The organism is Bythopirellula goksoeyrii (assembly GCF_008065115.1).
GTDB lineage: Bacteria > Planctomycetota > Planctomycetia > Pirellulales > Lacipirellulaceae > Bythopirellula > Bythopirellula goksoeyrii.
Window position 1 is genome coordinate 4779903 of the sequence record NZ_CP042913.1, and the last position, 14531, is coordinate 4794433.

Genomic DNA, 14531 nt, shown 5'->3' on the forward strand with positions numbered 1-14531 from the left:
TCCAACACCATCCGTCCCGCGGCGACCTATGATCAATTCAGATTTCAATCAGAATCAAGCCGACGCCGACTTCATGCCGTCGGTCGATGCGGTATCGGCAGTTGCACGATTCGTCGGCATCGTGCGCCGCCGCAAGCAGGTGGTGATAGCTTCGGTTGTGATTAGCGGATTGCTCGGTATGACCTACTTCATGCTGGCTACCCGAAAGTATGCCTCGACGGCGGAACTTCTGATCATTCAGCAGAAACAAGACCACTTGGCTACTGTTGGCGATCACGAGAGTTCCGAAGACACGATGGCCACCAATCGAAAACTGATTTCTTCGCCCATCGTTCTGCAAAACGCCATCAAACAGCTTGCTCCACAGCATCTAATCGACCTGGTGGGAAAACCGACACATGAATGGGTCGAGACACTCTCAGAGAATCTTAGCGCCCAAGTCACGCGGAGGACCAACTTCATCGACGTGACGTATCGTTCCAAAAGCCCCGATGCAGCGGCAGCGGTCGTACGAGCGGTCATTAATTCCTACCTGCAATTCGTCCAAGAAAAGCATCAAGGGACAGCCGGCGACGCTCTCCACAGCCTTTTGCAGAAGGGCGCCGAGCTGGAAGCCAAACTCACTGAGAAGCAAAACGAGCTCCAATCCTTTAGCCAGGAAGTCGGCCACCTGGCGATGAGTCAGGACGACAGTGCAGTGGAACCGACTATTCAAAGAGCCTTGCGACTGAACGACGCCCTGATGGACGTGCAACAACGGAGGCTTGAATTGCAAGCAACGCTTGCGTCAATCGATGGAGCGTTGGAGAGAGGTGAAGATATCAATCAATATCTCGTCGCCATGGAAGAGTCCGTGGGAAGGCAATTGATGCTCTCCTCGCTGGGACTAAGTTCCGAAGATCTTAGTGTGATCGAAGAACAACAGAAACAGATTCTCACATTACAAGCGGAGCTGAGCTCGCTGTCAAAGTTCTATGGCCCCAATCATCCTCGTATCCTTGACTTGCAAACCAGCATTGCCAATTCTGAACGGTACGTACGGGAATATCGCGCCAATTTGGGAAATCAATCGAATGGGATGGCGCAAAATCACCTTGGCCCGGTAGTAAAGCGGATGCTGGAACAATCAGTTGAGCAAACCTGGCAAAAAGAACAACAAATGTCCGCCTCGTTTGAAGAGGCCCGTAAGGAAGCTGCCAGACATAGTGGAGACTTGGTGCAACTCCACATGTTGGAACGCGAAGTGACACGTCTCGAAGCCCAGTATGACTTACTGTTTGAAAAGATCTCGACCGTCGACATGCGACAGATGCAGGCCCCCATTCAAGCCACCGTCGTCCGCGAGCCGGTGCCAGATCGGGTGCCAGTCTCACCACAGATTCGATTCTTAGTCTTCATCTGTCTGGCAAGCGGAATTGCCGTCGGCACGGCGATTGTCTACGTGCAAGACATCCTTGACGACCGGTTCTCTTCACCGGAGGAACTGACCTCTCAATTGGGTGTCCCTGTGTTGGCCATGGTTCGCAACTTGACTCCACTCCCTGGAGAGGGCATGGATACCGTTCACACGTACAAGCTTCCGCATGCCGTAGAGACCGAGGCGTTCCGCACATTGCGGACTGCGATTTCACTCTCAGGAACCTCTTGCGAGCGGCTGCTGATTTCTAGTTCTGAACCGGGCGATGGCAAGACAACTATCTCAGTGAACCTCTCGGTGGCGATGGCTCAGGCGGGGAAACGGACCCTCGTGATTGATGCTGATCTGCGCAAGCCTGGTTTTACGTCTTTGCTGAAACTCAAAGGCCGACCAGGTGTGGCCGACGTGCTGACCAGTGGGCTTTCTCCCAGTGAATCCGCGCCTTCCATGGTGGTAGAAACCGAAGTACCGGGTCTCGATGTTCTGCCGGTTGGCTTGCGGCGTCCCAATCCAGCTGAACTGTTGAGCAGCAATGAATTCGTGGAACTGCTGGCATGGGCCGACTCGCAATATGACCGGGTGATAGTGGATTGCCCGCCGGTCCTGGCGGTAAGCGATGCCCAAGTCGTTGGCCAATTGGTGGATGGAGCAATCTTGGTCGTGCGCCCCGAAAAGAATCATCGCCGCAGTGTGATTCGGGCGGTGGAAAGCTTCCAGTCCGTGGGATGCAACGTGTTGGGCGTAGTCGCCAATGCCTTGTCAGATGAATCGCAAACCTACGGCTATGGTGGCTATGGGTATGGCTACGGATATGGTTACGGCTACGGACACGACGAGGAAGAGTTCGGCGACGAAGTCGCCGACGAACCACTAGAAACGATCCCTCATCCTTCGACCAAGATGAGTGTGACTCCGCGACGTAAGACAAGCCCCACTGATCCGATCCGACCTCGTCGAGCAGCCTGAGTATAGACGCATTGAGATCAATGATATCATGTCGACAAGGAAGTCATCTCGAACTCGCAAGCGGTCTTCAAGTTCACGAAGCGTAGACTGCGAATCGCCGATTTCCGCTGCGCTGCTGAAGACAGTTGACCTGGGACTGGGCGCAATAATCTTTGTCGCCCCGCATCTGTTTGGAGGGAGGCATCCCCTGGGGCGATTGGTGATCGTTGCTCTCTGTGTCGCTACTGCCATCGCCTGGTTCGCTCGACAACTGCTCTCAGGAAACGTTCCATGGACTCGCTCTACTGCCTGGATCGTGCCGACTTTGGCAGCATTGGTAGTTGTCTTCCAGCTTGTACCGATACCTGCCGAGTGGCTGCCCACGCTCTCGCCTCGTTTGCAAGAGATGCTTCCCCTCTGGTCTGGAGCCAACGGGAGCGAACTCGGGACCTGGCAGACATTGTCGCTGGCACCCGAGGAAACTCGCCTCGCGCTGGCTGCGCTGGTTGCCTATGGCCTGTTGTTCGTGACTGCTGTGCAGCGACTTGAGACGCACTCTGACATCCTCCGAGTGATGCAGATGATCGGACTTTCTGCCGTCGGGGTTGCCCTGTTCGGGATTGCTCAATACTTCACTTCAAATGGTAGATTCTTTTGGTTTTACGAGTACCCCTTCACCACAACTGCCTATGAATTAAAGGCGGGTTTCACATGCCGCAACCACTTTGCACACTTTCTGGTTCTAGGGCTTGCGATGCTGGTAGCCTGGGTGATGGTCGAGCGCCAACCACTGAAAAAACACTCATCACTGAGCCTCTCGAATTCAAACAAATCAAATCGGCGCTGGCAATCCAATCACAACTCTTCCATGATCCTATCCTGGCTACTTGTCACCGCGCTCGTGTTGGTCGCTTGCACAATTCTGGCTTCTCTCTCCCGGGGGGGGATCCTGGCGATGGCGACAGTCATTCTGGTGGCGACCGCTTGTTACGCCCGCGCGCGGTTGCTCAACTTCAATCATTTGGCTGCTGGCGTCATCCTGATGGTCTTGGCAATGGCGGCCTTGTCACTCAGTGGAAAGTATTCCGACGTCAGCAAGCGGCTTGACGACTTCGTTTCGCAAGATGTCAGTACAATCGACTCGGTCGCAGGTCGTCAGCCTATCTGGGCTGCAAACCTCGAAGCAATTCGCGCTGGCTGGCTTACTGGTTCCGGCGCAGGAACGCATCGCTTCATCTATCCCGCTTATCTCGCCGAGCCAGTGGATGTGGAATACACTCACGCCGAGAACGGTTACCTGCAAATCGCTACGGAAAACGGACTTCCTGGCGTGTTGTTGCTTTTGGGCACGTTCCTCACTTGCATTTATTGGTGTGCATCGAGTCTACGAAACGCTCGCGGGAATCCCCAGGTGCAAATCATGACGGGCGGTATTGCGGCAGCACTGGCAGCCAGTGCAGTCCATTCACTTGTAGACTTCGTCTGGTTCATACCTGCATGTACTTGTACGACCCTCTTGCTTATTGCTGCGTTGCACAGGATTCACCAGCTAACTGCGATGGTCCCTCAACAGGAGGCCAGCCGATGCCTTGTGGCCCCAAGTGCTCGTTTCAACTTGGCTCTGGGAGTAACCCTCTCTGGTGTGTGGGCAGTCACGACTGTGTTATCTCCAGCCCGGGTAGCATTGGAATGGGATGCGTATTTGCGTGCGAGTTTGACCAACCAACGCTCGGCGGTGGCGAGGACACGGGCCTCGGAAAGCCGACAAGAGACGCTTGCTGAATCGGAACGTTTAAATGGATCTTCGATGCTTGAGCATCTGAACTACGTTGTGCAGGAGTACCCTCACTCGGCTCGGGCTCATGCTCGGCTTTCAGGTACCCTCCTGGCAACTTTCGAAGATCTTCAGCAGGATTCCGAAAATCCCATGCCTATCAGCCAAATCCGCGAAGCCGCACTTGCCAGCAGTTTCAACTCAGCTGAGCAACTCCGAGATTGGATGCACCATGCTTTCGGAGAGCGCAGTCGACTCTTGTATCAGGCCTATCGTCACGCCCGCCGCGCCGTACAACTCTGTCCGCTCCAGGGAGAATCCTATCAGTGTCTTGCCGAGTTGTGCTTTTTGGAAAAGCCGTCCTCTTCCAACTTTCAGACTTACGAGCAACAAGGGTTACGAGTCCAACCATGTGACGGCGAACTGTTGTTCGCTATCGGAAAGAACGAACTGCTCGCCGGCAACGAGACTGAAGCACTTCGACTCTGGGCGAAGGCGTATCAAGGGGCAGGCAAACATCGCGATCAAATTATCCGCTTGTCTGTCAACTGGATGCCGGCCTCTCAGTTTGTGGAAGTCTTTCAGCCCGAATGGGACTCATTGAACAACGTCTGGCATTTCTACAAGCAAACTGACAATCAGGAGAATCTTGAGTCCCTGCTCGCCTATGCGAGTCAGCAAGCAGACGCAGCCATCCCTGCGATGCACCCTAATGCCGCAGGAAGTGCGTGGCTCTACCTAGCCAAAATGCAAAATGAGTTGACGGGTCCACAGCTCGCCCTAGATAGCCTTCAGAATGCTTATTTGTTGTCTCCGGACCGATTCGCCATTCGCTATGAGCTGGGCAAGTGCCTTCTAGCGCTTCAGCAATTTCCTGCAGCCGAATCCCATCTGCATTGGTGTAACCAACAAATCCCCAACAATCCCGCGGTCCGCCGTGATCTACAAAACGCCACTCGTGGCCGACTGCAGCAATTGGCCCGTTCCACCCAAACCACGATTCGCTAACTCCCACTATGGCACTCGACCGACTAAAGAAACTGCTCGTTTTCACAGCATTGCTCGCAGTGCCCTGTTTGGCAGCCTACTATCTAGCATTTCTCGTACGATTCGATGGAGCACTTCCTGAATCGGCCCAGTCTACGTTTGCCTACAGCGTTCTATGGGTGATGTTGGTTAAAGTCGCAACTCTCCTCCATGCTCGGATTCATCAACATTGTGCACGCTATGTGACGTTTCAGGACATGCTCTCCTTGGTCCGCTCGGTCACGATAAGCTCGGTCGCCATCATGCTGGTTGATGCCATGTTGTTTACCGATGTCGTCATCCCGCGAAGCGTCGTGGTGCTCGACTGGGGAACGACGATATTGCTGCTTGCCGCAGTACGGATTGCCCCTCGTTTGGTGCGAGATGGCTACTTGCACCACCTGTCTGAGCAGAATGGCTGCCCTGCACTGATTGTCGGTGCCAATGATGCTGGTGAGGCGCTGTTACGCTCTCTGCGATCCAACCCGACGATGCCGTACCGCGTGGTTGGTTTCTTGGACGATCGGCCCGAGTACTGGGGACGACGAATCGCTGGAGTTCCCGTGCTTGGAACCCAAACAGACCTGCCCACGCTTGTTCTCCAACATCACATTCAAGAGGTCCTCATCACGAGCGGAACGCTTCCAGGCAAGGATGTGCGTCGACTGGTCGAACTAGCAAGCCGCGAGAAGTTTCGTGTCAAGGTACTCCCAAGTTATGAGCAATTGGTTGGTGAGAAGGTCGACGTCAATCCGCGCTCGGTTGCCATTGCCGACCTGCTCCAGCGTCCCTCGGTGCAACTCGATGATGTGCCAATTCGCAACTGGCTCACTGGCAAGGTCGTTCTGGTGTCGGGTAGTGCCGGAAGTATTGGCTCAGAGATTTGCCGACAACTGGTGGAACTCGCTCCAGCAAAGATCGTGATCGTCGACCGCTCGGAAACGGGCCAGTTCTTTCTCGAACGCGAACTCGGGCAACTCGCTCCCCATATAGCGGTCGAAGTTGCCATGGCCGATTTGACGGATGCGGGGCGAATGCATTCGGTGTTCGCACAGTATCGTCCCCAGATTGTCTTTCATGCCGCTGCCTACAAGCATGTGCCACTCATGGAAGCGCACGCGGGGGAAGCAATCAAGAACATCGTGCTGGCCACAAAGAACATGGTCGACCTTGCCGAAGAGTTCAAGGCGGATAGTCTGGTCATGATCTCCACCGACAAGGCAGTCAATCCCACCAGCGTGATGGGTTCCTGCAAGCGATTGGCCGAACAATATATCGAAGCCAAGGCCGACACATCACCCTGCCGGATGGTCACAGTTCGCTTTGGGAACGTTCTCGACTCGGCTGGCAGTGTGGTGCCCATCTTCCGCGAGCAAATTGCCCGCGGTGGTCCTGTCACGGTCACGCATCCCGACATGATTCGCTACTTCATGTTGATCCCCGAAGCAGCTCAACTGGTGATCCAGGCGGGTGCGATGGGTCGCGGTGGTGAGATCTTCGTACTCGATATGGGCGAACCGGTCCGCATCATGGACCTGGCCCGCGACATGATTCGACTTTCAGGACTCCGTGTCGGCGATGATATCGAAATCGTCTCTACAGGACTGCGTCCTGGCGAGAAGCTCTACGAAGAGCTCTATAGTACCGACGAACAACATCTCCCCACAGATCACGACAAGATCATGATCGCCGTCGGGAGGCCGCGAAAACTCGTAGAAGTCCTGCATGATATCCGTCAACTAAGCGAGATTCTTGATGAGCCGAACGAAGCCATCCGCGCGGCGTTGGCTGAGGTGATACCGGTGATGCGACCCAAAGCTGCATCGCCAATCAAGAACCTTCCTGCTGTCGAGCGGCAGGCGGCTTGAGTTGATGAAGAACCGGATAAACTGTCAAAGAGCGGGTAATAGAGGCTAGAAGTTAGATACTAGAGGCCAGTAGTAAATTCTGACCTATTGGGCATTGGAAATTGGTCATTCCTTTGTTGCGTGGGCTGTGCAAACTGCATGAATCCTTCTCACTTCTGCGCACCGTTGGGGTGTTGTTGTCTTGCTCCGTTTCTTGGAAATCGAAAATCCAAAAAAGAATTAATTCATTTCGCCGGCCACGTATTGCCACAAATCGTTGTGGAGTAGCGACTTGCGAGATCGCCTCCTTCTCACGTTTTTGGAGTTTTTGAAAAAGAACCCCACCAAACTTGTCGCTGCTTAGTCTTAAATCGTGCCAAATTCAAGCAGCGCGCAAACCTAGCACGAGCAAACCCGTGAGACTCTGCGGGCGCTGGTGCGTTCTTAGGACTTCTAGCATGCTCCATCATCTAGATGCCGGGGGGGAAATCTACAACGATTTTTGTGCCAGTTTGTGGGGAACTGGGATCTGGGGCTAAGAACTTGAGTAGGAGTATACAGTACGTAACCACTACTCTTCCTCAGCCCCTGACTCCCAACCCCCTCTAAAGTCGAGAGCCAGACTTGTTAGGCCGCACGGGCTGTGTAAAGTTCATGATTCTATCTCGATCCTGCGCACCGAAGCAGGAGTTTTGTCCCCGCACATTTTGTCGCAAACCTTCTCTACAAAACAAAACCCCCTCTCATTACGTCGGTTCGTTGGGCTTCAACTCGTTGGCCGATCATGACTTACGCGAATTATGTTGGCTTTTCCGTGACGGGGTTTTGTAAACACAACTCCACCGAACTAGCCGCTACTTGCTCGTCCAAATCGCCAAACTCTTTCAGCGCGCGGACCTAGCGCGAGCAAACCCGCAAGACCCTTGCGGGCGATAGTGCGTTCCTATTACCTATCGCACGTACCATTATCAGGATGCCGGGGAGAAATTCCACAACGATTTTTGTGCCAAACGGAAAACGACCGCGCAGCGATCATTGGCTAGTCGCGAACGTTAGTGACCGGTCCAGTAAAAGGGGACATTCTGGCTCTGTAGAAAACATCCCGTGCTAGCTAAACATTGACGCAGGCGGCACTCGTATAGAGTGCATGTCAGTTACCAGTAAGTCTCCGATTCAAGTCGTGTTGGCCGCGCTTGCTACTGCGCGTCGTGGGCTGCCTGCCTATTCTCACATTTGTAGCCCCAAGACATTCACCCAGCATCAGCTGTTTGCCTGCCTTGTTCTGAAGAACTTCCTTAAGACCGACTATCGAGGCGTGGTTGACCATTTAGTCGATCATTCGAATCTGGTGGAGTTACTAGAATTAACCAGGATTCCTCACTTTACGACACTTCAAAAGGCGTCGCGTCGACTCTTGGCGGCTGACAAAGCCAAACGTCTGATGGACGCCACCGTCCGACAACAAATGGGGCGACGGAAGCGGGTAAGTTCGGCGGCGATTGATTCCACTGGATTGCAATGCGGAACAGCAAGCGCCTACTTCGTTCGCCGTCGCAAAAAAGTCGAAAGTCCCTGGAAAACCGTGGTTTATCACAACTATCCCAAGTTGGGCATTGTTTGTGACACCAGCAATCACTTCATCCTGGCATTCCAAGCTGGTCGCGGACCACGACCTGACATAGACGAGTTCCGTCCGCTAGTTGCTGATGCCTTGAAACGAGTGCGGCTCTCTCTGATGACTGCCGACGCCGGTTACGATTCGGAGCCCAATCACCAATTCGCCCGCGATGGACACGGCATCCGTACGGTCATCCCTCCCAAGCATGGCAGGCCGACTAAAAAGCCAGCCAGAGGTCACTACCGTCGCTTAATGCAAACCCGCTTTGATCGAGAAATCTATCGAAATCGGGTGCAAGTCGAGACCGTGATGTCGATGATCAAGAGAAGGCAGGGATCCCACGTACGTGGGCACAAATATTGGAGCCAATGTCGAGACCTAAGATTGATCGCACTCACCCACAACATCATGATTCTTGTGCTTGTTGAGGTTTTCTACAGAGCCGACCTGTCCCGTTTTTTCCGCCTCTCGTTCTCTCGTAAAAACGAGAAGTCGACTCCCAACTTGCGTATCTTGCTAAGAGATACTTCTGCCAGTTGGACGCGGACAAGTAATTGCTTTGACGAATCTAGGACTTTTTTCTCGGAGTCCGGGTATACTACCAGGTGTTCGTCCACTTGCGATTCGGCGAAAGCGACTAGCTGTGAGGAGTTTGAGATGCAACATATCGCAAGAAGACAACCTAGTATTCGCATAGTTTTTCCTCCAAGTATTGACTGGCAAGTACTCTGTGAGAGTTTACTCCCTGCGTCGGAATGCGACCTAGACCAACCCTCGCATCTGGATGGCAGAGCAGGCTGAACTTCGGCGAAAATTGGGTGTCTTTCGCTCAAAGCCCTTTGAGCGTAAAATTAGGGATTCTCTAGCACTTGAGCGAGCCTCCAGGGAGCAACATTCGCTGGCCAGGCTCAGCCGTTTTCAAAATCAGGCCCTACGAACAATGAAGCCACGTACGCTATTTCAGAAAATTTGGGATAATCATGTCGTCCACCAAGAGGCTGGGCGGCAGGCGATTCTTTATGTTGATCTCCACCTGGTGCATGAAGTAACCAGCCCGCAGGCCTTTGAGGGGCTGCGACTTGAGAACCGTCAGGTGCGTCGGCCGGAGCGGACCATTGCCACGGCAGATCATAATGTGCCCACCAGTGACCGAAGCTTGCCGATTGCCGATCCCATTTCGAAGCAGCAGATCGATACGCTTCGTCAAAACTGTAAAGAGTTTGGGATCACCTATTACGACTTGAACGATCCTCAGCAAGGGATTGTGCATGTGATCGGTCCGGAGCTCGGATACACGCAACCAGGGATGATCATTGTCTGTGGCGATAGTCATACCTCGACCCATGGTGCGTTTGGAGCGCTGGCCTTTGGCATCGGCACGAGCGAGGTGGAGCATGTGCTGGCGACGCAGACTTTGTTGCAAGACAAGCCCAAGACGTTGGAACTGCGAGTCGACGGGGTATTGAAACCGGGAGTAACAGCCAAAGATTTGATTCTCTATTTGATCGGGCAGATCACCACGGATGGCGGAACGGGCTACTGTGTTGAATACACGGGCGACGCAATTCGCTCGCTCACGATGGAAAACCGCATGACGGTCTGCAACATGTCGATCGAGGCTGGCGCGCGGGCTGGCATGATCGCTCCGGACGACACAACCTACGATTATTTGCGAGGTCGAAAGTTCGTTCCCAAGGATTTCGAAGCGGCCGTGGCCAAGTGGCGTGAGTTGCCGACCGATCCCGGTGCCGAATATGACAAGTCCCTCGTGTTCCAGGCTGCTGATATTGCTCCCCAGGTAACTTGGGGCACCAACCCGGGGTTGGTTGTTTCAGTGAATTCCCATGTCCCCAATCCGGCGGATTTTGCCGATGCAACGGATCAAAAAACTGCCGCGGCGGCACTAGAGTACATGGGCCTTAAGGGGGGAGAACCGATCACCGATCTCAAGCTCGACCGCGTGTTTATTGGCTCGTGTACGAATGCCCGTATCGAAGATCTGCGGGCTGCAGCTGAAGTCGCCAAGGGTCGCAAAGTCTCGGAGCATGTCAACGCGATGGTTGTCCCCGGTAGTGGACAAGTGAAGATTCAGGCGGAGCAAGAAGGTCTCGACAAGGTATTCCGTGAGGCGGGTTTCGACTGGCGGGAAGCGGGCTGCAGTATGTGTCTGGCAATGAACCCCGACAAACTCGCGCCGGGCGAGCGATGTGCCTCGACCTCGAACCGCAACTTCGAGGGCCGCCAAGGCAAGGGAGGCCGTACCCATTTGGTGTCACCCGCAATGGCTGCGGCAGCGGCAATAGCGGGGCATTTTGTTGATATCCGCGATTGGGGGTAGAATGGGGAGAAGATCGCTTACCTCACACATAACACACCGCATCCTCTGAAAATAACTATGGCAACCGTCAATACACCCTCTGTCGCTACTCAAGTTACCACACCTGTGTGTATCACATTTTCGGCCATCACTTCCTTTGATCGTAATGAGGGCGAGCCGATTGTGATTCCTCCTTCGGCACACACCTTGAATGGCTTTCGCAAGTGGGCTTTATCGAAAGAATTTCCTGAAAGAGGTAGCCTGTCATTCGTAAATGGAGATTTTTTAATTGATATGAGCCCCGAACGGATTGATACGCACAATTTCCTCAAGACTGAAATAACAACCGTAATCGCGATGCTCGTTAAGCAGGGAAAAAAGGGATACTTCTTCTCGGATCGAACTTTGCTATCTAACCTTGGCGCGACAATATCTACAGAACCGGATGCGATGTTCATTTCGCGAGATTCACTTTCTCGAGGTAGAGCACAATTCACCCCTCATGGAGATCGTCCGCAGGAAGCAATGGAACTGGTGGGGACTCCTGATTGGGTCCTCGAAATCGTCAGCATAAGTTCCAAGAAGAAAGATAAGGTTCTGCTTCGCGAAGCATATTATCAAGCGGGAATTGGTGAGTACTGGCTGGTGGATGCCTTGGGCGAAGAAATCGATTTTCAAATCCTGGTGCCTGGTGAAAAGGAATATGTTGCGGTAACAGCCGAAGAGGGTTGGCTGCCATCACCTACTTTTGGCAAGTCATTCCGCCTCGAACGAGCTACCGATGAAGACGGTTTCCTTGAATACACACTCCACATGCATTAGTCACAATCAGAAGAGCAAATACACAATTACATGAAATCTTTCAAAAAACACACTGGCAAAGTAGTTGCCATGGATCGGGCGAACGTTGACACCGATCAAATCATTCCTAAGCAATTCCTCAAACGGATTGAGAGAACCGGGTTTGGTGAATTCCTGTTCTGGGATTGGGCTCGGCTTGAGGATGGGTCGCCCAATCCGGAGTTCGAACTCAATCGTCCCCATGCCGAGGGAGCCAGTATCCTGCTCGCGCGACGCAACTTTGGTTGCGGTTCGAGCCGCGAGCATGCCCCCTGGGCACTGGAAGACTATGGATTCCGCGTGATCATTGCCCCCAGCTTTGCGGACATTTTCTATAACAACTGCTTCAAGAATGGCATGTTGCCTATTCGACTTCCCGAAGAACAAGTCGAAGAACTCTTTCAGCGAGCCGCCGAGCACGCCCCCTATGCATTGACTGCTGATTTGGAATCGCAGCAGCTCACAGATGCTCATGGATTCTCAGCCAGAATTGAGGTTGAGCCCTTTCGCCGCCATTGCCTACTGCATGGTCTCGATGATATCGGTCAGACTCTGGAGCATGAGGATAAGATATCACAGTATGAGGCGGCACACGGCTTGGCATCTTAGGACCGCCTAGATCATTCGCTCCTGATGGAGAAGGGACCGAGAAAATCAGATGAACCGTTTCTTCGCCCCTTTTGTGTGTGCCGTGGTCTCAGGATTGCTAGCCGCTGGGATGCCAGCGACGTTGGCTCAAGAATCGGACTTTCCGCCTGCCGAGAATGAAACTGACAGATATCAGCTCGAGGAAGTTTTCACGGGACTGAACAATCCTGCTGGCTTGGCTTTACGGCCTCCCTCAGGGGATGACGTAGCAGACGAATTCTTTTTTGCTGAGAGTGGGGCAGGACGCGTGCTTCGTTTTTCTGTCGATTCTCCAACAGAAAATCATGAAGTTCTAAACGAACTGACAACACACAGGTTAGGAGCCGAAGACCCGATTGAGGTCGGCCCTTGGGCACTTGGATTTCTGACACCTTCGAAGCTGGTTGTCATGGGTGGAGTCCAGGTCGATGGCGAAGAACAAGTCGGCGTTTATTTCCTGCCCGAGAATGCGAAAGTTCTATCTGCAAACCAGGTAGATCACTCCGTGGGACCTCTGACAACCGGCGACACCGTCGAGCAGCTTGGATTCCAGGCCGTGGCAGTAGGTGAGACCTCAGCCTACTTCGCCTCGGGCTCGGAGAACGCAACCGGCCAGATCTACAGTTCTCCACTTGAGGCCAACCAACTTGACTCGTTTCGTCCGCTGCTGAAGGAGCAGATCACAGAATGGCCGGCAGGATTATGTCTTAGTCCAGTGAATTCTGCGGGCTCACAGTATCTGGTAGGAAGCTATCTAGGGGAACTTCAGGAAGCTCGCGATTCACGACTGGTATTTTTCGATCCCTTCTCCGGATCTGTCTTGATGCAGCTCAATTCAGGACTCTTTGATTTGGTTGGGCTCGCATATAGCCCTTCTGGACGGCTTTATGCAATTGATTTTGCGTGGCAGAAGCCTGAGGCAGGAGGCGTTTATCGCTTGGATGATGCCCGCTGGGAGGGCCGGCCTGCCTGTCGGGCCGTAAAAATCGCCAAGGTTGTACGACCAACCAGTTTGGCATTCGCCTCCGATGGAACAATGTACGTGACCGCTTTTGGATCGAGCGACAAACCTAAACAAGGCAAGATCGTCAAGATTACTGGAGAGTTTTGAACACTATGAGTAGCCGTCGCGAAAAAATTGAAGCAATGTTGGTCGACGATCCGCAAGACATCTTCCTGCGTTACAGTCTGGCAATGGAACTGGACAAAGAAGGCGAGAATGCTGCCAGCCTGGAACAGCTTGCTGAACTTTATGGCGAGTCTCCCCCGTATGTGCCGGCTTTCTTCATGGCCGGACAGCAACTGGCCCGCTTGAACCGCGTAGACGAAGCTCGCACCGTCCTACGCGACGGCATCGAAGCCGCCCGCACCCAAGGCGACTCCCACGCTGCGGGTGAGATGAGCGAGTTTTTGGCGTCGCTGGGGCAATTGGGGGAGTGAGAAAAATACTCCGCTAAACCGCAAGTGTCTGTCACGCGTCCGTCACGCGGCTATCTCTTTGTTCCACAAGCACTTGCCACCGCGCAGGAGGTGCAACTTGCACAGCCCCCCTGCCCCATTGCTTCTTCGGTACCGCAGCCGGGGCCGCAGCCTTCGGTGAGTGTCTCGGTGAATTTTCGAAACTCGACTTTGGTTTCGTACGTCTCTGTCAGACGCTCGATGATCCCCCTGGCAGAATTGGGAACCTCGCCAAGGAAATAGAAAAACAGCCCCTGCCCATCAAAGAGATGTTCGACGTCAACCAGCACCGCGGGGACTGCTTCGGCGGCTAACAGGTCGCTACAGGCGGCAAAGGCCTCGTGGCGGTTTTTTTCCAAGCGGGCGACCAAGAGGTCATCCTCCACAGTCACTCGCCGCAGGATCTGGCCTTCGGGTTCGAGGATTCTTTCCGTTGGCTCGGGGGGGGCCAGAATCTGACCGATTTCCAACCCTCGGGGGCTACGGACAATTACCCGTGTCTGCCTCGGGTAGCGGGTCGCATCCACCGAGGCGAATCGGCCGACGTGCCCTAATAAGCTGTACCGTACTAAGTGATAACCCATACCTGTATTCTGACTGTTTCAGGCAGCCGTGCCAAGCTCGTCGTTGCGCAGGCTTCCAGGCAGGTGACAAATGGCAGC

General features: G+C 53.7%; 10 protein-coding genes. 9 read left to right on the forward strand and 1 reads right to left on the reverse strand.

Annotation, left to right across the window (positions count from 1 at the left end; genetic code table 11):
• Positions 1 to 28: 28 nt before the first annotated feature.
• The 9 genes from Pr1d_RS18810 to Pr1d_RS18850 all read left to right on the forward strand — a co-directional run bounded on the left by Pr1d_RS18810 (position 29) and on the right by Pr1d_RS18850 (position 13851).
• Positions 29 to 2383 carry a polysaccharide biosynthesis tyrosine autokinase gene (locus Pr1d_RS18810; RefSeq protein ID WP_148074973.1) on the forward strand — a complete coding sequence of 785 codons (2355 nt, stop codon included), beginning with the start codon at positions 29 to 31 and terminating at the stop codon, positions 2381 to 2383.
• 28 nt (positions 2384 to 2411) lie between these two features.
• Positions 2412 to 5144 carry an O-antigen ligase family protein gene (locus Pr1d_RS18815; protein WP_148074974.1) on the forward strand — a complete coding sequence of 911 codons (2733 nt, stop codon included), beginning with the start codon at positions 2412 to 2414 and terminating at the stop codon, positions 5142 to 5144.
• A gap of 8 nt (positions 5145 to 5152) precedes the next feature.
• On the forward strand, positions 5153 to 7030 hold the full coding sequence (locus Pr1d_RS18820) for a polysaccharide biosynthesis protein (RefSeq protein WP_148074975.1): 1878 nt from the start codon (positions 5153 to 5155) through the stop codon (positions 7028 to 7030).
• Positions 7031 to 8156: 1126 nt separating this feature from the next.
• On the forward strand, positions 8157 to 9428 hold the full coding sequence (locus tag Pr1d_RS18825; RefSeq protein ID WP_148074976.1) for a transposase: 1272 nt from the start codon (positions 8157 to 8159) through the stop codon (positions 9426 to 9428).
• A gap of 139 nt (positions 9429 to 9567) precedes the next feature.
• Entirely contained in the window at positions 9568 to 10965 is a 1398-nt protein-coding gene (gene leuC, locus Pr1d_RS18830) for a 3-isopropylmalate dehydratase large subunit (protein ID WP_148074977.1), read from the forward strand.
• Between the two features lie 57 nt (positions 10966 to 11022).
• Positions 11023 to 11766, forward strand: a complete 744-nt coding sequence (locus tag Pr1d_RS18835) for a Uma2 family endonuclease (protein WP_148074978.1) — start codon at positions 11023 to 11025, stop codon at positions 11764 to 11766.
• Positions 11767 to 11796: 30 nt separating this feature from the next.
• On the forward strand, positions 11797 to 12393 hold the full coding sequence (leuD, locus tag Pr1d_RS18840; RefSeq protein WP_148074979.1) for a 3-isopropylmalate dehydratase small subunit: 597 nt from the start codon (positions 11797 to 11799) through the stop codon (positions 12391 to 12393).
• 49 nt (positions 12394 to 12442) lie between these two features.
• Entirely contained in the window at positions 12443 to 13522 is a 1080-nt protein-coding gene (locus tag Pr1d_RS18845; RefSeq protein ID WP_148074980.1) for a hypothetical protein, read from the forward strand.
• A 5-nt stretch (positions 13523 to 13527) separates the two neighbouring features.
• Entirely contained in the window at positions 13528 to 13851 is a 324-nt protein-coding gene (locus Pr1d_RS18850; RefSeq protein WP_148074981.1) for a tetratricopeptide repeat protein, read from the forward strand.
• 50 nt (positions 13852 to 13901) lie between these two features.
• Here Pr1d_RS18850 and Pr1d_RS18855 read toward each other — a convergent pair whose 3' ends face one another.
• On the reverse strand, positions 13902 to 14453 hold the full coding sequence (locus Pr1d_RS18855) for a PSP1 C-terminal domain-containing protein (protein WP_148074982.1): 552 nt from the start codon (positions 14451 to 14453) through the stop codon (positions 13902 to 13904).
• Between the last annotated feature and the right edge of the window lie 78 nt (positions 14454 to 14531).